Source organism: Streptomyces mayteni (assembly GCF_054783955.1).
The window spans coordinates 72,948-89,303 of record NZ_BAAGPR010000002.1 but is presented as its reverse complement, the minus strand read 5'-3'; the positions used below and the strand labels follow the sequence as shown (position 1 = coordinate 89,303).

At 72.9% G+C, this 16,356-nt stretch carries 21 protein-coding genes; 11 read left to right on the top strand and 10 right to left on the bottom strand.

Annotation, left to right across the window (positions count from 1 at the left end):
* Positions 1-18 precede the first annotated feature (18 nt).
* Positions 19-612: a TetR family transcriptional regulator gene (locus tag ACYVPE_RS01490; protein ID WP_461031484.1), complete on the top strand. Its 594-nt coding sequence runs from the start codon at positions 19-21 to the stop codon at positions 610-612.
* Positions 613-1,212: 600 nt separating this feature from the next.
* On the opposite strand, the gene ACYVPE_RS01485 is transcribed toward ACYVPE_RS01490, so the two are convergent.
* A complete protein-coding gene (locus ACYVPE_RS01485; RefSeq protein ID WP_461031483.1) occupies positions 1,213-1,584 on the bottom strand; it encodes a MerR family DNA-binding transcriptional regulator in 372 nt (123 codons plus the stop codon).
* Positions 1,585-2,050: 466 nt separating this feature from the next.
* Here ACYVPE_RS01485 and ACYVPE_RS01480 point away from each other — a divergent pair, with 466 nt between their 5' ends.
* Complete coding sequence (locus tag ACYVPE_RS01480; protein WP_461031482.1) at positions 2,051-3,613, top strand: pectate lyase family protein; 1,563 nt, start codon at positions 2,051-2,053, stop codon at positions 3,611-3,613.
* Positions 3,614-3,668: 55 nt separating this feature from the next.
* Here ACYVPE_RS01480 and ACYVPE_RS01475 read toward each other — a convergent pair whose 3' ends face one another.
* Positions 3,669-4,556 carry an NAD(P)-dependent oxidoreductase gene (locus ACYVPE_RS01475; RefSeq protein WP_461031481.1) on the bottom strand — a complete coding sequence of 296 codons (888 nt, stop codon included), beginning with the start codon at positions 4,554-4,556 and terminating at the stop codon, positions 3,669-3,671.
* A 142-nt stretch (positions 4,557-4,698) separates the two neighbouring features.
* Between ACYVPE_RS01475 and ACYVPE_RS01470 the strand changes: the two genes are divergently transcribed.
* The 3 genes from ACYVPE_RS01470 to ACYVPE_RS01460 all read left to right on the top strand — a co-directional run bounded on the left by ACYVPE_RS01470 (position 4,699) and on the right by ACYVPE_RS01460 (position 6,257).
* Positions 4,699-5,289, top strand: a complete 591-nt coding sequence (locus tag ACYVPE_RS01470; RefSeq protein WP_461031480.1) for a TetR/AcrR family transcriptional regulator — start codon at positions 4,699-4,701, stop codon at positions 5,287-5,289.
* Positions 5,290-5,367: 78 nt separating this feature from the next.
* Positions 5,368-5,769: a metalloregulator ArsR/SmtB family transcription factor gene (locus ACYVPE_RS01465; protein WP_461031479.1), complete on the top strand. Its 402-nt coding sequence runs from the start codon at positions 5,368-5,370 to the stop codon at positions 5,767-5,769.
* Positions 5,766-6,257, top strand: coding sequence for an SRPBCC family protein (locus ACYVPE_RS01460; protein ID WP_461031478.1), 492 nt, complete (start codon positions 5,766-5,768; stop codon positions 6,255-6,257). The genes ACYVPE_RS01465 and ACYVPE_RS01460 overlap by 4 nt, the downstream gene beginning before the upstream one ends.
* Before the next feature lie 16 nt (positions 6,258-6,273).
* Here ACYVPE_RS01460 and ACYVPE_RS01455 read toward each other — a convergent pair whose 3' ends face one another.
* Positions 6,274-6,867 carry an NADAR family protein gene (locus ACYVPE_RS01455; protein WP_461031477.1) on the bottom strand — a complete coding sequence of 198 codons (594 nt, stop codon included), beginning with the start codon at positions 6,865-6,867 and terminating at the stop codon, positions 6,274-6,276.
* 63 nt (positions 6,868-6,930) lie between these two features.
* Positions 6,931-7,161 (bottom strand): hypothetical protein, encoded by a 231-nt coding sequence (locus ACYVPE_RS01450; RefSeq protein ID WP_461031476.1) that lies wholly within the window; start codon positions 7,159-7,161, stop codon positions 6,931-6,933.
* A gap of 159 nt (positions 7,162-7,320) precedes the next feature.
* On the opposite strand from ACYVPE_RS01450, the gene ACYVPE_RS01445 reads away from it, so the two are divergent.
* Together ACYVPE_RS01445 and ACYVPE_RS01440 are read left to right on the top strand one after the other, a co-directional pair.
* Positions 7,321-8,496: a sensor histidine kinase gene (locus ACYVPE_RS01445; protein ID WP_461031475.1), complete on the top strand. Its 1,176-nt coding sequence runs from the start codon at positions 7,321-7,323 to the stop codon at positions 8,494-8,496.
* A 53-nt stretch (positions 8,497-8,549) separates the two neighbouring features.
* Positions 8,550-9,164, top strand: coding sequence for a response regulator (locus tag ACYVPE_RS01440; protein ID WP_461031583.1), 615 nt, complete (start codon positions 8,550-8,552; stop codon positions 9,162-9,164).
* A 30-nt stretch (positions 9,165-9,194) separates the two neighbouring features.
* On the opposite strand, the gene ACYVPE_RS01435 is transcribed toward ACYVPE_RS01440, so the two are convergent.
* Positions 9,195-9,920 carry a TetR/AcrR family transcriptional regulator gene (locus ACYVPE_RS01435; protein ID WP_461031474.1) on the bottom strand — a complete coding sequence of 242 codons (726 nt, stop codon included), beginning with the start codon at positions 9,918-9,920 and terminating at the stop codon, positions 9,195-9,197.
* 159 nt (positions 9,921-10,079) lie between these two features.
* Here ACYVPE_RS01435 and ACYVPE_RS01430 point away from each other — a divergent pair, with 159 nt between their 5' ends.
* Positions 10,080-11,000, top strand: a complete 921-nt coding sequence (locus ACYVPE_RS01430; protein ID WP_461031473.1) for an NAD-dependent epimerase/dehydratase family protein — start codon at positions 10,080-10,082, stop codon at positions 10,998-11,000.
* 62 nt (positions 11,001-11,062) lie between these two features.
* Positions 11,063-12,049 (top strand): NAD-dependent epimerase/dehydratase family protein, encoded by a 987-nt coding sequence (locus tag ACYVPE_RS01425; RefSeq protein ID WP_461031472.1) that lies wholly within the window; start codon positions 11,063-11,065, stop codon positions 12,047-12,049.
* 42 nt (positions 12,050-12,091) lie between these two features.
* Here the strand turns inward: ACYVPE_RS01425 and ACYVPE_RS01420 are convergent, their stop codons facing one another.
* Both ACYVPE_RS01420 and ACYVPE_RS01415 read right to left on the bottom strand, forming a co-directional pair.
* Positions 12,092-12,325, bottom strand: coding sequence for a hypothetical protein (locus tag ACYVPE_RS01420; protein ID WP_461031471.1), 234 nt, complete (start codon positions 12,323-12,325; stop codon positions 12,092-12,094).
* 70 nt (positions 12,326-12,395) lie between these two features.
* Complete coding sequence (locus ACYVPE_RS01415) at positions 12,396-13,565, bottom strand: helix-turn-helix domain-containing protein (RefSeq protein ID WP_461031470.1); 1,170 nt, start codon at positions 13,563-13,565, stop codon at positions 12,396-12,398.
* A gap of 166 nt (positions 13,566-13,731) precedes the next feature.
* Between ACYVPE_RS01415 and ACYVPE_RS01410 the strand changes: the two genes are divergently transcribed.
* Positions 13,732-13,890, top strand: coding sequence for a hypothetical protein (locus ACYVPE_RS01410; protein ID WP_461031469.1), 159 nt, complete (start codon positions 13,732-13,734; stop codon positions 13,888-13,890).
* A complete protein-coding gene (locus ACYVPE_RS01405; RefSeq protein WP_461031468.1) occupies positions 13,887-14,090 on the top strand; it encodes a hypothetical protein in 204 nt (67 codons plus the stop codon). Before ACYVPE_RS01410 ends, ACYVPE_RS01405 begins: the two co-directional genes overlap by 4 nt.
* 69 nt (positions 14,091-14,159) lie before the next feature.
* Here the strand turns inward: ACYVPE_RS01405 and ACYVPE_RS01400 are convergent, their stop codons facing one another.
* The 3 genes from ACYVPE_RS01400 to ACYVPE_RS01390 form a co-directional block, all read right to left on the bottom strand.
* The gene (locus ACYVPE_RS01400) at positions 14,160-14,702 is read right to left on the bottom strand and encodes an MOSC domain-containing protein (protein ID WP_461031467.1); all 543 of its coding nucleotides are present in this window, start codon (positions 14,700-14,702) and stop codon (positions 14,160-14,162) included.
* A gap of 63 nt (positions 14,703-14,765) precedes the next feature.
* Positions 14,766-15,860, bottom strand: a complete 1,095-nt coding sequence (locus ACYVPE_RS01395) for a hypothetical protein (protein WP_461031466.1) — start codon at positions 15,858-15,860, stop codon at positions 14,766-14,768.
* Between the two features lie 106 nt (positions 15,861-15,966).
* Positions 15,967-16,311 (bottom strand): glyoxalase superfamily protein, encoded by a 345-nt coding sequence (locus tag ACYVPE_RS01390; protein ID WP_461031465.1) that lies wholly within the window; start codon positions 16,309-16,311, stop codon positions 15,967-15,969.
* Positions 16,312-16,356: the final 45 nt, after the last annotated feature.

The following is a 16,356-nucleotide window of genomic DNA, read 5'->3' as shown; positions in this document are numbered from 1 at the left end:
CGGGGGTAGGGTGGCCGCATGGGACACCGGGAGCGGTTGATGGTCGGGGCCAGGCGGCTCCTGGCGGAGCGCGGCTACGCCCGCATCACCTCGCGCGACCTCGCCGCGGCCGCCGAAGCCCCGCTCGGCACCCTCAACTACCACTACGGCTCCAAGGAGGCGCTGCTCAACGCCGCGCTCCTGGAGGCGCTGCACGAGTGGGGCGACCGCACCGTGCCGCCCGCCGAGCCGGCGGCCGGGGACGACGCGGAGCGCCTCGACCGGATGTGGTCCCGGATCATCGCGTCGGTCTCCGCCGACCGCCCGATGCTGCTGGCCGCCGTCGAGGCGTACGCCCAGGCCGAGCGGTCCCCTGACATCCGCCGGCAGATCGCCGAGGCGCTCGAGGCGTCCCGCCCCCGGATGGCCAGGGAGCTGCACGGCGTGGACGCGGAGACCGATCCCGAGGTCGACGAGCGCACGGCGCGGGCCATCGGCTCCGTCCACATGGCGCTCACCATCGGCCTCATCCACCAGTGGCTGGTCGATCCCGAACGGGCCCCGGACGCCGATGAGTTGGCCCTCGGCCTGCGTGCGATCGCGAACCGCCTGGAGACCTCGGGCCGTCAGTGACCCGCGTCGGGGGCTCGTCGTCCCGGAGTGCGCCGCGACGGATTCTCCCTGAGGCATTCACGGTTCATCCACGCCGCGTTGGCGTGACGGCCACAACGGCGACCGGCCGATGCCACCGGTGGGTGGTTGCCTGTCCTGGTGGTCCCGCGCATGGGGAGCGTCGGGTGACGGGGGAGCCAGCACTGTGGAGCAGCCACTCCTAACGATCGAAGCGCCGCCCTCCTTCTTCCGGGTGCACCGGCGGTTCTTCGGGTCGGCCGGCCCGGTGTTCGCCGCAGTGCTGGCCGGCTGCCTCCTGCTGTCCCTCGGTGGCGTGCTGCCACTCCCCTTCGAGCGGGTCGTCACACTGGAGGGCCGGGCGGCCTCCCGTACCGAGTTCTTCGAGGACGCCGAGGTCAGGCGCATCCTGCTGCGCCACAACATCGAGGTGCACATGACGCGGGCACCCGGCTCGCGCGCGATGGCCAACGGCAACCTGGACGGCTACGACTTCGTCTTCCCCTCGGGCCAGCCGGCGGCGGAACTGGTCAGCGGGGAGTTCCCGAAGGCCAACGTGCACCGGCCGTTCCTCACCCCCATCGTGCTCGCCACCTTCCGCCCCTACGCCGAGGCGCTGGTGGCCCACGGCATCGCCCGCCGCAGGCCCCGCCGCTGGTCCGACAGCCCCGAAGCAACGTCGAAGAACTCGCCCACCACCGGCCGTCCCGCAGCGGCCTTCCGCAACCGGGCCATCTGCCGATCAAGACCCCCTTCGGCGCGCTCCCGCTGGGACGACACCCGGCCATACAGCACCACGCCCTCAACGTCCGGGAGCTTCCCGGCCTCCGTGCGCAACGCCTCCAACTCCACCACGGAGAAGATCCGCTTCCCACCCGGAGACCGCCGGTCAGCCAGCACCCCAGAAGCCGTATACCTGCGCAGCGTCCGCGTTGACACCCCGAGTATCCGAGCGGCCCGCGTCGCCGAAACCATCCCTTGATCCATGACGGAAAGCTATACCCCGGTACGACCAATCATGGTCAATCAATCAGTCAGCAGCTTTCCGCCCGTCGACGTCGTCTGGAGCTGGACGCCCTCGCCATCTTCCGCTGACGAGGACGGGCCCCCGCGCTCGAACTCGTATCGGCCGATCCCTTGTCAGCTCGCCCGGCATCAACCTATTGTCGCCGAACAGAAAGCGCTTTCCCATCCCCGCTTTCCCGTCACCTTCCATCCCCCGCTCCACGTTGCACGTGAGCCACCAGTGTTCGGGCGTGCCCCTTCGCCCCCGGGACGGGGTGACGGGCCTACGGCACCGTCACGTACACGTTCCAGGCCGTCCCCTCGCGGTTCCGCGACGGCGGCTTCCCGCAACAGGTCTCCGTGCGGTGCCGGGGTGTCTCGGCGGGGCACGGCACGGCGGCCTCCACGCACCCCCCACACGAAGGGCGAGCCGACAATGAGAGGTTCAGTCGCGCCACGTATGTACGCGGCGCTGGCCTTGCTGGCCATGCTGGTCATGACCGGCGTGGTGCTGTCGATGCCTGAGGCGTCGGCGGCGTCGGGCAGTGCCACGGGCTACGCGACCCAGAACGGCGGCACCACGGGCGGCGCCGGCGGAGCGACCGTCCGGGCCACCACCGGAACCGCGATCCACCAGGCACTGTGCGGCCGGGCCAGCAGCAGCACCCCGATCACCATCCAGGTCGAGGGCACCATCAACCACGGCAACACCAGCAAGGTGTCGGGCGGCAGTTGCAACACCGCCGACGGCGTGATCGAGCTCAAGCAGATCAGCAACGTGACGATCGTCGGCGTCGGCGGCGGAGCCGTCTTCGACCAGCTGGGCATCCACATCCGTGAGGCCAGCAACATCATCATCCAGAACGTGACGGTCAGGAACGTCAAGAAGTCGGGCTCCCCCACCTCCAACGGCGGCGACGCCATCGGCATGGAGAGCGACGTCCGCAACGTCTGGGTCGACCACGTCACGCTGGAGGCGTCGGGCGGCGAGTCCGAGGGCTTCGACGGGCTCTTCGACCTGAAGGACAACACCCAGTACGTGACGCTGTCCTACAGCATCCTGCGCAACTCCGGCCGCGGCGGGCTCGTCGGGTCGAGCGAGAGCGACCGCTCCAACGGCTTCATCACCTACCACCACAATCTGTACCAGAACATCGACTCCCGCACCCCGCTGCTGCGCGGGGGCATCGCGCACATCTACAACAACCACTACGTGAACCTCAACGAGTCCGGGATCAACTCCCGGGCCGGGGCGCGCGCCAGGGTGGACAACAACTACTTCGAGGACTCCAAGGACGTCCTCGGCACCTTCTACACCTCCGAGGCCGGCTACTGGCAGGTCAACGGCAACACGTTCGACAACGTGACCTGGTCGAGCCCCGGTACGGACACCAACCCGGCCGGGCCCAACCCGCAGTCCAACACCTCGGTCAGCATCCCCTACTCCTACACGCTGGACGCCGCCAGCTGCGTGCCGAGCGTCGTGAGCCAGACGGCGGGCGCCAACAAGGGGCTGCGGGAGTCGGACGGCAACTGCACGCCGCAGAACCCCGACCCGACCGACCCGAACCCGACCGACCCCGACCCGACGGACCCGGATCCGACGGACCCGGATCCGACCGACCCGCCGACCGGGACCAACCTGAGCCTCGCGGGCGACTCGGACGGCAGCAGCAAGGCCAGCGGCACCAGCTACGGCAACGTGCGGGACGGCAACCTCAACACCTACTGGTCGCCGTCCGGCTCGACCGGCTCCGTCTCGATCAAGTGGAGCTCGGCCACCACCGTCTCCTCGATCAACATCCGCGAGGCGTCGGGCGCGGTGGGCAACATCGGGTCCTGGCGGGTGGTCAACGCCGACACCGGCGCCGTCCTGGCCTCCGGCACCGGGGCGCGCGTCATCACCTTCCCCGCGACCTCGCTGCGCAAGATCACCTTCGAGATCACCAGCTCGACCGGCACCCCGAGGGTCGCCGAGTACGAGACCTACGCGAGCTAGTTCCGCTCGGGGGCGGCCGGACCACGGCCGCCCCCTCGCGGCACTCGGGCGCCGGCTACGCGGCGGGCTTCCTCAGCAGCTCCACCAGGCTGGAGAAGCTGTCCGCCGCGTGGCCGGCGTCCATGCCGCGCCGGAAGAGGTCGACGACCGCGGCCGGCAACGCGGTGTCGACGCCGGCGTCGACGTTGGTGCGCAGGATGTGCTCGACGCTCGCCACGCCCATGGCCAGCCGGTCGACGTCGCCCCGGTGGTCACCGGCGTCCACGCGTCCGGCGTAGAAGGCGAAGAACCCGGGCAGCGAGTTGGCGGTGTCGGTGGCGTGCGGCAGGATGTCGGCCGCCGTCAGACCGTTCGCCCGCGCGAGGGCGATCGCCTGCCAGTAGCTCAGCATGGAGGTCCAGAACATCACCATGCCGATCTGGTAGAAGAGCGCGGCAAGACCCGGGTCCTCGCCGCAGTACGGCGTCCGGCCGGTCACCACCTCCAGCAGCGGCCGGTGGGCGTCGAACGCGCCCCGGGGTCCGCTGTAGAAGGTGGACGACTCCGGCTGCCCGACCCCGGCGGGCGGCACGGTGACGCCGCCGGTCAGGTGCGCGGCGCCGCGCTCGTCCGCCCAGCGGGCGGCGGCCCTGGCCTTCTCGGGCGTGTCCGAGCTGAGGTTGACCAGGACCCGGCCGGCCAGCGACGCCTCGGCCGGCTCCAACACGGCGTACATCGCCGCGTAGTCGGTGAGGCTGAGGATCACGACCTCGTTGGCGGCGACCGCCTCGGCGACGTCGGGCGCGAGCACGGCGCCGCGCGCCACCAGGTCGTCAGCGCGGGAGGCGGTGCGGTTCCACACGGTGACCGCGTAGCCGCGGTCCAGGAAAGCGCCGGCCATCGCCTGGCCCATCGGGCCGAGGCCCACCACGGTGACGGACCGGCCGGAACTGACGCTGCTCATGTCGGGATCTCCCTCGTTCTCGCTCGTTCTCGCTCGTTCTCGCTCGTTCTCATCACTAAAACGAACGCTCTATCCAGAGCCAGGGCACCGTAGCACACCACTAAAACGAACGCTCTACTCAGCGGCGCGGTACGGTGGCGCCATGCAGACCAGCACCCGGGACCGGATCGTCGTCGCCGCCGCGCGCCTGCTCCAGCGGCAGGGGTACGTCGGCACCGGCGTCAAGCAGATCGCCCAGGAGGCGCGGGCCACCATGGGCTCCGTCTACCACTTCTTCCCCGGGGGCAAGGAGGCCGTGGCCGTCGCGGCGATCGAGCACAGCGGCCGCGAGTTCGCCGCGCTCCTCGCGACCGCGCTGGACAGCCGGGAAGAACCGGCCGAGGCGGTGGACGCCAGCGCCCGGCTGCTCGCGAAGGAACTGCGCGCCTCTGGCTGGATCGACGGCTGTCCGGTCACGGCGGCGGCCCTGGAGACCCTCGGCACCGACTCGGAGATCCAGCGGGCCTGCGGCGCCGCGCTGCACGACTGGGAGCGACTGGTCGCGGACAAGCTGCTGCGGGGCGGCTTCCCGGCCGACGTGGCGCGCGAGTTGGCGACCACCGTCATCAGCACCCTGGAGGGCGCGGAGGTCACCGCCCAGGTCAGACGCACCGAGGAACCGCTGCTCGCGGCCGGCCGACAACTCGCCCGGCTGCTGCGGTCGTACGAGATCACCCCGGCCAACACGCCCTAGGCTCGGCGCCATGCCACCGAGGGTGCCCGCCGCCCGGGCGCTGGCCTAACGCGTAACCCATAGGTTACGCTTTCGTTCGTGGACGAGCTGAGCGAGGTGGCGGACGCCATCGCGGATCCGGTGCGCCGGGAGATCCTGGTCATGCTGCGCCACGCCCCGTTGACGGCGGGCGCGATCGCGGGCCGGTTCGACATCAGCCGGCCCGCGGTGAGCCGCCATCTGCGGGTGTTGCGGGAGAGCGGCCTGGTTCGGGACGAGCAGGTCGGGCGCCACCGGCACTACTCGCTCGTGCCCTCCCGGCTGTCCCAGCTCGCCGCCTGGCTCGCCCGGTTCGAATCCCAGCAGCCCAACTGGTCGCAGCGCCTCGACGCGTTGGGGACCGAGGTCCACCGGACGCGCCGGGAGCGGAGCCGGGCCGAGACCGAGACCGAGACCGCCGCGGCGGACGCCGAACCCAGCCCCAGAGAGGACACGGCATGACCCAGGAGCCCACCGGCCGACTCGTTCCCACGCCGACGGGATGCGATCTGATCCTGACCCGCACCTACCGCGCCCCGGTCGCCGACGTCTGGGCGAGCGTCACGGAACCGGACCGCACCGCACGCTGGTTCGGCCCCTGGCGCGGTGACGCGGCGCCCGGGCGCACCGTGGAGGTGCAGCTGGCGTTCGAGGATTCGGCGCCGTGGTGCCCGGTCCGGATCGACGCCTGCGAGCCGCCGCGGCAGCTCGCCGTCGCGATGGAGGACGAGGCCGGAAGCTGGGCGATGGAGCTGCTGCTCGCCGAGACCGAAGGCACCACCGAGCTGCGGCTGGTCCACCACCTCGCCTCCACGGAGCAGCTCGGCTCGGTGGGCCCGGGATGGGAGTACTACCTGGATCTGCTCACCGCCGCCCGCACGGGCGGGCCGCGGCCCGACTTCGCCGACTACTTCCCGGCGCAGCGGGCCTACTTCGAGTCCCTCGCCTGAGGCGCCCCCGGGTCCTTCACGCCTCGCCGTGCGCGGCGGCCAGCCGGGCCCTCGCCTCCATCAGCGCGAAACCGAGCAGGTTCCGCCCACGCCAGCGGGCCGGATCCTCGGCCCGCTCGTCGTCGGCGGCCAGCCCGATGCCCCATATTCGGTCGAGCGGGCTGGCCTCGACCAACACCCGGTCGCGGGTGCCGGACAGGTAGGCGAGCCTGGCCTGGTCCTGGCCGAACTTGGCGACGTTCCCCTCGACCACGAGCTCGAAGCAGGAGGCGAGCCAGCGCTCCTCGTCGAATCCCCGCACCCGCCGGCCCAGCTTCTTCGCCTGGGCCGGTTGGTCGGAGGCGAGGATCCTCGCCGCCGAGTCGGCGTCGCCGAAGAGCCGTGCCTTGCCGGCCATCATCCAGTGCTCCGCGGTGGCGTACTCCACCCCGGCCACCACGAAGGGCGAGGGACACCACTGGCTGAGCACCCCGGCCCCCAACCGGCCGTCGGCCCGGGGCTGGTGCCCCCAGAACATCAGCCATCTCGGGCTCGCGCCGGCGGCGACGAGCGCCGCCAACTCCTCGCGGCTCCTGGCCTGAACCGCGCTTCCCTCCCGCTGTGTCCCCATGCCGTCGATACTCTCAGCCACCACTGACAACCGGCCACGGGATATCCACCACCCCCGCCCGCCTCATCGCCCGGCCCGCTCGCCGGCCGCGCCGATCGCCAGGCCGAGCACGATCATGACCACATAGGCGTAGGTCTCGTAGCCTCCGGGCGCCAGCACGCGGAGGAACCCGAAGACCCGGAACACTCCGAACCACTCATAAAGCAGCCCACTCGCCCCGCCCACGACGAGGACGAAGCAGATCAGGCCCGACAGGGCGGTCAGCGGCGAGTTCCGCGGCGCGGTCGACATCATGCCTCGACGCTAGGGAGCCGGGTCCCGGCCGCGCGTCCGGCTTCGGTCTCGAACCCCGGGGTCCAAAGGCGCACTTCGCCCGGCCGCCCGTCATCCTTAGGTATCGACTCCCCGGCCACCGCTCCCGCCCGGGCCACCCGCCGCGTAGATTGCCAGGACATGCGCCACATCCCACGCGGCCGCCGGGACTGGGCCGTCGACCTGGGGCTGCTGCTCTTCGCCGCCGGCTTCGCCGCGGTCAGTTCCCAGTCGATCCCGGTCGACGGCGACCCGGGCCCCGTCTGGCGGGCCGTCGACCAGGTCGTCGGCGGCCTGGGCTGCGCGGCGATCCTGCTGCGGCACCGCTGGCCTGTGCAGTTGGCGGTGGCGCTGCTGTTGGCCGGCAGCCAGGCGCACTATCTGACGGGCCCGGCGATGGTGGCCGTGTTCACGGTGGCCGCCACCCGCCCCTGGCGGACCACGGCCTGGGTGGCGGCGCTCGCCTTCGCGCCGCTGCCCGTCCTCCTGTGGCAGCTGCCGGATCTGGCCCCCGACCGGGCCTCGTCGGCCGGCACCTACTTCGCACTGCTGGCCGGGACGATCGGCTGGGGGCTGTTCCGCCGCTCCCGGCGGCAGTTGATCGCCTCGCTCCGCGAGCGGGCCGAACTGGCGGAGGCGGACGCCGGGTTGCGGGCCGAGCGGGCCCGCCGCGAGGCCCGCGAGGAGATCGCCCGCGAGATGCACGACGTGCTCGGCCACCGCCTCTCGCTGCTGAGCGTGCACGCCGGCGCGCTGGAGTTCAACACCGCGGCCCCGCGCGACGAGATCACCCGGGCCGCCGGGGTGATCAGGGAGAGCGCGCACCTGGCCCTGAGCGACCTCCGGGAGGTCATCGGCGTGCTCCGCGCCGACCCGTCGGACGGCGACCGGCCGCAGCCCGAACTCGCCGACCTGCCACGGCTGGTGGCCGAGGGCCGGGCGGCGGGCGGCCGCATCGAGCTCACCGGGCCGCCGGCCGGCCCTTCGCCGCCGCCGCTGGTCGGCAGGACGGCCTACCGCATCGTCCAGGAGGCCATGACCAACGCGCGCAAGCACGCCCCCGGCGCGGCCGTCGCGATCCGGGTGGCCGGGCGTCCGGCCGACCGGCTCACCGTCGAGATCCACAGCGCGCCGTCCGCCGCCACCGCGCGCCCCCACCCGCTCCCCCGGGTCGCCGGCGGCGGCCAGGGCCTGGTCGGGCTCGCCGAACGGGCCAGGCTGGCCGGCGGCGAGCTCAGGGCCGGCCCGGCAGCCGACGGGTTCCTGGTCCGCGCCTGGCTGCCCTGGCCGCCGGCGGAGAAGGGAGTCGGCAGGTGATCCGCGTCCTGCTCGTCGACGACGACGCGATCGTGCGGGCCGGGCTCCGCCTGATGTTGGGCGGCGCGCCCGACGTCGAGGTCGTCGCCGAGGCCGCCGACGGCCGCGAGGTGGCGGCGCTGGTGGCCGGCCACCGCCCCGACGTGGTGCTGATGGACATCCGGATGCCGGACGTCGACGGGCTCACCGCCACCGAGGCGCTGCGCGCCGGGGTCGACGCACCCGAGGTGCTGGTGCTGACGACGTTCCACACCGACGGGCACGTCCTGCGGGCGCTGCGCGCCGGCGCGGCCGGTTTCCTCCTCAAGGACACCCCGCCGCGCGAGATCGTGGCGGCCATCCGCTCGGTGGCCGCCGGCGACCCGGTCCTCTCGCCCGCCGTCACCCGCCGGCTGATCCAGCGGGTGACCGGCGCCCCGGGCCAGGACGACCGCGCCACCGCGGCCAGGGCCAGGCTCGCCCTGCTCGGCGAGCGCGAACGCGAGGTGGCGGGGGCCATCGGCCGTGGCCTCTCCAACGCGGAGATCGCCAGGCGACTCCATCTTGCCGTCCCGACGGTGAAGACCCATGTCTCCCGCATCCTCACCCGGCTCGGCCTCAACAACCGCGTGCAGATCGCCCTGCTGGTCCACGACGCCGACCCGCCGTGGGACGACACCGCCGGCTGATCGCCCGGGAGCCGGCCGCCGGTCCTTCGCTCAGGACCCGGCCGGCGGCGCGGTGAGACCTGCCAGGTCCGCCATCACCCGCGCCTGGTGGTCGAAGTAGTCGCGCCTGGCCTCGATCATGTCGTCGAGCCGGCCGAAGGTCTCGAAGCCGACCAGGCCGAAGAGCTGGGTCCACAGGGTGAGGGCCATGGCCAGCACGGACTCCAGGGAGACGGGCAGGTCGGGGAGGGTGGTGGGCCAGTAGGCCGTCAGCCGGTTCAGGTCCTCGCGCACCGCGGGGGGCAGCGGCCGGTCCGGCACGGGTGGGCGGTGCCCGGCGGCCGCGCCGTCGATCAGGATGCCGGTCACCGTGAGCAGGATGCGCGCGGCCGGCGCGACCGTCTGCCGGGGGGCGGCGTAGTCGGGCACGGGGCTGCCGTAGATCAGGCCGTACTCGGCCGGGTGGGCGAGGGCCCAGGCGCGCACCGCGTGGCAGACCGCGAGCCAGCGCTCGGCCGGGCGGGCGGGCGGGACGGCGGCGACGGCGGCGTCCACCGAGCCGGCCAGGGCCTCGTACGCCTCGGTGATCAGCGCGGTGAGCAGGGCTTCGCGGCTGTCGAAGTAGCGGTACAGCGCGGACGGCACGAGCCCCGTGTCTCGGGCCACCGCCCGCAGCGAGAGGCTGGCTCCCTCCGTGGCCAGGTGGCGGCGGGCGACACTGAGGATCTCCTCGGTGATCTCGGTGCGGACCCGCTCGCGGAACCTTCTCCCTGACATGCCCGGATTATGACACGGGCGAGAACGGTGGAGCGATACGAGAACATCGTTCTTGAAAATCGCCCTTCCGAGGGCGTACGCTGCACGAAGCCCCGCGAGAACGGTGTTCTCGCACGAGAACGGCGTACCCCCAGAACGGTGCCCAAGGAGCGTTGCCCCATGTCCCTACACGTGATCGTCGGAGCGGGTCCGGTCGGATCCGCCACGGCACGCCTCCTCGCCGCCCGCGGCGACGAGGTGCGGCTGGTGACGCGAAGCGGCACCGGCCCCGAACACCCCGCCGTCGAGCGGGTGACGGCGGACGCGGCCGACGCGGCGGCCCTCACCGGCCTCGCCGAAGGCGCCGCCGCCCTCTACAACTGCGCCGGTCCCCCCTACCACCGCTGGGCCACGGAGTGGCCGCCGCTGGCCGCCGCGCTGCTGGAGGCCGCCCGCTCGACCGGCGCCGTCCTGGCGACCACCTCCAACCTCTACGGCTACGGGCCGGTCGACGGCGTCCTCACCGAGGAGACCCCGCTGCGCGCCGCGGGCGTCAAGGGGCGAGTGCGGGCCCGGATGTGGGAGGACGCCCGCGCCGCGCACGAGGCCGGGCAGGTCAGGGCCACCGAGGTCCGCGGCTCGGACTACCTGGGCGCCGGCACCTCGTCGATGCTGACCGCCGCCGTGCTGCCCGCGGTGCTGGCCGGCCGGCGGGCGCGGGTGCCGGCCGACGTCGACGCCCCGCACAGCTGGACGTACGCCGGCGACGTCGCCCGCACCCTCGTCGCCGTCGCCACCGACGAGCGCGCCTGGGGCCGTGCCTGGCACGTGCCGACGCCCCCGCCTCGGTCGATCCGCCAACTCGCCACCCTCGCCTGCTCCCTCGCCGACGCCCCCGCGCCCCGCCTCTCCGGGATGCCGGGCGCGGTGCTGTGGCTCGGCGGCCTTGGCAACCCCACGGTCAGGGAACTCCGGGAGACCCAGTACCAGTTCAGGAAGCCGTTCGTGCTGGACTCCAGCGCCGCCACGGCGACCTTCGGCATCGAACCGACGCCGACCGACGAGGCGTTGGCGGAGACGGTGCGCGGCCTGCCGCGGTAGCGCGGCTCTGCCCTCGGCTAACTTCCTGGGCGGCGGCCGCTCGCCGGTGCTTGGCTGGCCGCATGGACATTCTGGTGCTCGGCGGAACGGCATGGGTGGGACGCGAGGTGTCGCGGGCGGCGATCGGGCGCGGTCACCGGGTGACGTGCCTGGCCCGCGGCGAGAGCGGAGCCGTGGCGGCCGGAGCGGAGCTGGTGGCCGCCGACCGCCGCGCCCCCTCGGCGTACGAGCGGGTGCTCGACCGCGACTGGGACGCGGTCGTCGAGGTGTCCTGGCAGCCGGGCTTCGTCCGGCGGGCCCTGGCCGCGCTGGCCGGCCGGGCCAGGCACTGGGTCTATGTCTCCTCGGGCAACGTCTACGCCTCGCACGCCGAGTCGGGGGCCGACGAGTCGACGCCCCTTCGCGCGCCGACCGACCGGGACGAGGTCGACCGCGAGCTGTACGGCGAGGCCAAGGCGGCCTGCGAGTCGGCCTCGACGGCCGCCGTCGGCGACCGCCTCCTCATCGCCCGCGCCGGCCTCATCGGCGGCCCCGGCGACCACAGCGGCCGCTCCGGCTACTGGGTGGCCCGCGCGGCACGCGACCCCCACGGCCCGATGCTGGTCCCCGACACGCCCGCCATGCCGACCCAGGTGGTCGACGTCCGCGACCTCACCGACTGGCTGCTGGACGCGGCCGAGGCAGGCCACACCGGCACCTACGACGCGGTCGGCCCCGTCCTCCCGCTCGGCGAGTGGATCGACCTCTCCCGCACCGTCGGCGGCCACGCCGGCCCGGTGGTGACCGCCACTTCGGACTGGCTGTTGGCGCACGACGTGGCCGAGTTCATGGGGCCCGAGTCGCTGCCGATGTGGCTGGTCGAGCCCGGCTGGGAAGGCTTCTCGGCCCGCACCGGCACCGCGGCCCGCACCGCGGGACTCCGCCACCGCCCCCGAGCGGAGCTGCTGGCCGACACCCTCCGCTGGGAACGCGACCAGGGCCTCACCCGCGAACGCCGCGCCGGCCTCAGCGCGCGGCGCGAACGCGAACTCCTCGCGGCGCTTACCTGAACGCGGCGCCGGCCATCGCTGCCGCTCGTCGCTCGGAACGCCCTACAGGCGGCGTACCCGGGATGCCACCAGATGGCCGACGAACAGGTAGACCACGGCCGCGAGTCCGCTCGCCAACCATCTCGACAGGTGTCTGAGAAGGCTCACCAGATCGTTGTCCGGGTTAGCGTCCAGCAGGTACATCAGGATCCACAGACCGATGACGGCCGCGGCGATGTCTACGACGACGGCGATCGCTGACGCCACTGGGCCGGAACGCACTTTGTAGGCAGACATGACAATTCGCCTTACCTCTGGCTGCCGATCGAAACACGGCCCGGCGGGTCTGCCGCACGTTCGACGGCGGTCAGATCCTGACGCCCGCGCGCTTCGCCAGCCGGGTCAGGCGGGGGTTGCTCCGCCGGTGAAGGGACGTCAGCACCCGCATGAGTTCCTGGCTCGTGGGGTGCACGGCCGCCATCTCGGGGGCCGCGTCCCACGCCGACTCCAGCGACTCCAGAGCGCCGTCCCGGTCCCCCAACGCGAGCTGTGACCGGCCGAGGTTCATGTACAGGGGACCGATCCGGGTGGACGGCAGGGCCAGTCCGCTCCGCAGCAGGTCCTGGGCGGTGTCCATGGCGTTCCGGTGCAGCCCCAGGTCGGTGGCGGTGGAGACCACGTGCACCGCCGTGTTCTCCGGTCCGAAGTGCAGGCCGTGCTCGTCGACATCCTCGGCGAACTCGTCGGCCACCCGCCACGCGGCCTCGGTGTGCCGCTCAACCGTGGCCCTGTCGTTGAGGCGTCCCGCCAGCGTCAGCCCCCGCAGGTGGAGGATGCCGAGCCCGAAGGCGCGATCCCTCCCGCGCAGCGTCGACTCGGCCGCCACGACCGCGCGGTCGACCACCGCCAGGCCGCCCGCGAAATCCCCTGAGTTCAGGAAGGCGCCGGCCTCATCGCGGGCGGCGAGGGTGGCCGCGACGGGGTCGGCCCGCTCCGCCGCCAAGCGTTGCTTCATGACCGCCAGTTCGGCGAGGTGCATCCACCGGTGCCGAGCCGCGAGCCAGTACACGGCGCTGTACACGTCGGCGACCAGCGTCCAGGCCGCGGGCGAGCCGACCGCGTGGGCGTGGTTGGTGGCCCTCGTCAGAATCCCCGGCAGCTTGGCCAGGACCCGGGCCAGCTCGGAGTTGTGCCGGTGCTGGATCAGCTCGGCCACCTCGCGCGGCAACTCGTGCGGCGCGGTCGGCGGAGTGTCCGCGATGTCGAACCGGCGGATGGCGAAGGTGAGGCTGGTCAGGTTCTCCTCCGCCGAGCGGCCGACCGGCACCCGGCCCAACAACTCGTCGAGGGTCAGCCCCATGGCGTGGGCGAGCGATGCCGCCACGCCCTGGGTCAGCGTCCGGTCGCCCACCTCGATCTTGCTGAGCAGAGACACGGAGATGCCGGCGCGTCGGGCGAGGGCGACCTGCTTCAGGCCACGCTCCTTGCGGAGGTTGGCGACATTGGTGCCGGGTCCGGGAACCATGGTGCCACTCATGGGGTGCGTCTCTCCGTCGACTGTCCTTCCCTCCATAGTTCCACCGGTTCGCACCAATCGCTCGGCAGCTGTGCGAGCCGTGTGCAAGTTCGCCGACCAGCAGGGTCGTTCACTTGGTGTGTCCGCAAGCACACGATCCGAACAGCAGCCGACCGTGGTGCAGGACGTGCCAACGGGGCGCGTGGGGCTCCTGATGGCCGGGCTGATCGAGCGGGAGAAGGAAACCGACCGGATCACCAGCCGCCTGGCGTTCGTCCGCCCCCGAGGAGGCGGCTACGAATGGACGACCGCCTTCGACAACCTGAAGCCCGCCTCCGAGTCGTGACCGACCTGCCCACCCGGATGGCGATCGGCATCGAGCCGGGCACGGTCGTCATACACGGCGGACGGTGGCACACGGTGACGTCGCACTCGTTGACGCCGGTCGGCGCCGGCGGCCTGGCCGCCCTCCTGATCTGGGAGGACGGCGGGGCGCTACGGGTCCCCTGCTGGCATTACCTGCAGGTCCGGCCTGACGATCCGTGACGTCACCGGTGTCTCCGCCACCACCGCTCCGGCCTCATGGAAGCCCCGGCCCTCCGAGACCGGTGCCGCTCAGACCCGGTCCAGCGGGCGATGCGGCCCGGCCGGCAGTTCCACGGTGATCGGGTCGCCGGGGCGCACCGCGCCGCCCGCCTGCACGATGCTCATGATCCCGGCCCTGCGCACGACGTTGCCGAGGTCATCGCGACCGACCACCTGCTTCAGCAGGCCCGGCTGGAAGCCGTCGATCTGCAGACACGGGTTCCGCAGGCCGGTGACCTCGACCACGGCCTCGGCACCGATGCGCAGCAGCGCGCCCACCGGCAGGCCGAGCAGGTCGACGCCGCGGCTGGTGATGTTCTCGCCGAGCTCGCCAGGGGCCACCAGGAAGCCCGCCTCCCCCAGCTCGGCGAAGAGCTCCTCCTGGATCAGGTGCACCTGGCGCAGGTTCGGCTGGGTGGGGTCCTGGGCGACCCGCGAGCGGTGCTTGACCGTCACCCCCGCGTGTACGTCCCCCTCGACGCCCAGGCCGGCGAGCAGGGTGATGCTCTCCCGGTTCGGCTTCGTGAACGAGTACTCCCCGTTGCTGCTGACCGCCGCCACCGTTCCGCTCATGCCCTGACCCCCTCTTTCCCGCCGTGATCCGTCACGAGCCCAACTCCCGGCCGCCGCCGGCCCTCAGCGCGGCGCCGGGTGGCTGCCGGCCACCGGCGCGGTGGCCAGGGCGCCGAGGATCGACGGGGCGTCGCGGCGCCTGGCGGCGATGAGGACCGCCGCCGCGCCGTCCCGGCACTCGATGACGACGCCATCCCAACCGTAGGCGTTCGGCCAGGCGTTGTGGTCGCCGGGCCGGAACGGCCTGACGCCCAGGACCGTCAGGGCCTCGGGGAGCGCCCGGAGCGCCACCCGCCCGGCCGGGTCCGGGGTGGCCGCCGGGCGGCCGTCCCCCAGCACCAGGAAGTCGAACCCGGGCCGGCTGTAGGACACGTCCCCCTGGACGGTGGCGCGGACGATCATCCGCTCGCCGGGGAGCACGGCGACGATGTGCTCGACGCGCTCCGCATGCCGCGCCCGCCGCAGCCACCACCAACCGAGCAGCGCGGTGAGCCCCGCCACCGGGGGTATGGCCGCCGCCGTGACCAACAGCGCCTGCGGCACGCCCGCACTCGCCATGCTCGCCACCACGCCGACGGTGCCCAGCAGGACGGCGCCGACGACGACGGTGGACTGCCAGGGGACGGCATGCGTGGTGCGCGGGTAGCGGTAGCGGATCCACCAGGCCATCCACAGCACCGACAGACCGAAGGACAGCATCATCAGGCCGAAGCCCAGCGGCAGTTGCCAGCCCTGGAACGGCGAGGCGTAGGCGCTCTGGATGCCGGTGGCGAAGCCGACCTCCCGTATCTCGCCGCGCCAGTACGTCAGCGTGACCTCGTCGCCGGGGCGCACCGCGTCGTAGACGGGCTCCCGGCCCTGCATCCGGACATACCGCTCGGTGTCCGCGCCGGCCTCGGTGACGACGAGCCAGTACCGGACGCCCTTCCCACGGGCCTCGTCCTCCGTGCGAACGACGGTGGCCGGCACCGGAGCCCGGCAGTCGGCGGCCGGCTCGCCGGCCGCGCAGGCGGGTGCGGCCTCCCACGCGTCGCGCGCGTCGAGCCGGCCCGGCACGAGGGCGAACAGCCAACCCGCCACCAGCACGAGCAACAGGCCGAAGGCCGCGGCCGGCTGCCACTTCCACGCGAGGGTCGCTCCCACCGCTCGTTCCGCCATCCCCGCCACCCCCCGATCCACGGCCGTCCCACCGCCCGCGATCTTCGACACTTCTTCACAGTATGCCCGAACTTCTGTTCGTTCAGCCCGAACCGGCGGGCGCGGCTCAACTCTCAGAGGCGGCCTCCGGCGTGCCGATCCGGAGCCGGTTCCCGTCGGGGTCGCGCAACTCGATCTCGCGGCCCCACGGCGCGGCCTCCGGCTCGACGCCGAACTCGGCGGCCACGGTGTCGACATCGCGCACCCGCAGATAGACCAGGGTGTCCGGCCGCGCGTCGCCCTCGTGCTCCGACAGGAACAGCCGGACACCGCCGCGCGCCACCTCGGTGAACACGGGGAAACCGGGCTCGAACCGGTGCTCCCACTGCTGGACGAAGCCCAGCCGCCGGTACCAGGCGACGGCGGCCGCGGCGTCCGCCACGCGCAGGATCGGGATGACCTTTTCTTCCATGCCGCGATTGTCTCCCCCGGCACTGACAACGCGGGGCGCCACCGG

What these genes read in the sequence shown, in the direction of transcription:
- ACYVPE_RS01400 (WP_461031467.1), bottom strand. Translation starts at nt 14,702, where the DNA reads ATGAGCGGAACGGTGGCGGCGGTCAGCAGCAACGGGGAGTACTCGTTC.
- ACYVPE_RS01460 (WP_461031478.1), top strand. Translation starts at nt 5,766, where the DNA reads ATGACCCAGGAGCCCACCGGCCGACTCGTTCCCACGCCGACGGGATGC.
- ACYVPE_RS01420 (WP_461031471.1), bottom strand. Translation starts at nt 12,325, where the DNA reads ATGTCTGCCTACAAAGTGCGTTCCGGCCCAGTGGCGTCAGCGATCGCC.
- ACYVPE_RS01480 (WP_461031482.1), top strand. Translation starts at nt 2,051, where the DNA reads ATGAGAGGTTCAGTCGCGCCACGTATGTACGCGGCGCTGGCCTTGCTG.
- ACYVPE_RS01490 (WP_461031484.1), top strand. Translation starts at nt 19, where the DNA reads ATGGGACACCGGGAGCGGTTGATGGTCGGGGCCAGGCGGCTCCTGGCG.
- ACYVPE_RS01415 (WP_461031470.1), bottom strand. Translation starts at nt 13,565, where the DNA reads ATGAGTGGCACCATGGTTCCCGGACCCGGCACCAATGTCGCCAACCTC.
- ACYVPE_RS01445 (WP_461031475.1), top strand. Translation starts at nt 7,321, where the DNA reads ATGCGCCACATCCCACGCGGCCGCCGGGACTGGGCCGTCGACCTGGGG.
- ACYVPE_RS01470 (WP_461031480.1), top strand. Translation starts at nt 4,699, where the DNA reads ATGCAGACCAGCACCCGGGACCGGATCGTCGTCGCCGCCGCGCGCCTG.
- ACYVPE_RS01440 (WP_461031583.1), top strand. Translation starts at nt 8,550, where the DNA reads ATGTTGGGCGGCGCGCCCGACGTCGAGGTCGTCGCCGAGGCCGCCGAC.
- ACYVPE_RS01435 (WP_461031474.1), bottom strand. Translation starts at nt 9,920, where the DNA reads ATGTCAGGGAGAAGGTTCCGCGAGCGGGTCCGCACCGAGATCACCGAG.
- ACYVPE_RS01430 (WP_461031473.1), top strand. Translation starts at nt 10,080, where the DNA reads ATGTCCCTACACGTGATCGTCGGAGCGGGTCCGGTCGGATCCGCCACG.
- ACYVPE_RS01485 (WP_461031483.1), bottom strand. Translation starts at nt 1,584, where the DNA reads ATGGTTTCGGCGACGCGGGCCGCTCGGATACTCGGGGTGTCAACGCGG.
- ACYVPE_RS01475 (WP_461031481.1), bottom strand. Translation starts at nt 4,556, where the DNA reads ATGAGCAGCGTCAGTTCCGGCCGGTCCGTCACCGTGGTGGGCCTCGGC.
- ACYVPE_RS01425 (WP_461031472.1), top strand. Translation starts at nt 11,063, where the DNA reads ATGGACATTCTGGTGCTCGGCGGAACGGCATGGGTGGGACGCGAGGTG.
- ACYVPE_RS01455 (WP_461031477.1), bottom strand. Translation starts at nt 6,867, where the DNA reads ATGGGGACACAGCGGGAGGGAAGCGCGGTTCAGGCCAGGAGCCGCGAG.
- ACYVPE_RS01395 (WP_461031466.1), bottom strand. Translation starts at nt 15,860, where the DNA reads ATGGCGGAACGAGCGGTGGGAGCGACCCTCGCGTGGAAGTGGCAGCCG.
- ACYVPE_RS01390 (WP_461031465.1), bottom strand. Translation starts at nt 16,311, where the DNA reads ATGGAAGAAAAGGTCATCCCGATCCTGCGCGTGGCGGACGCCGCGGCC.
- ACYVPE_RS01450 (WP_461031476.1), bottom strand. Translation starts at nt 7,161, where the DNA reads ATGATGTCGACCGCGCCGCGGAACTCGCCGCTGACCGCCCTGTCGGGC.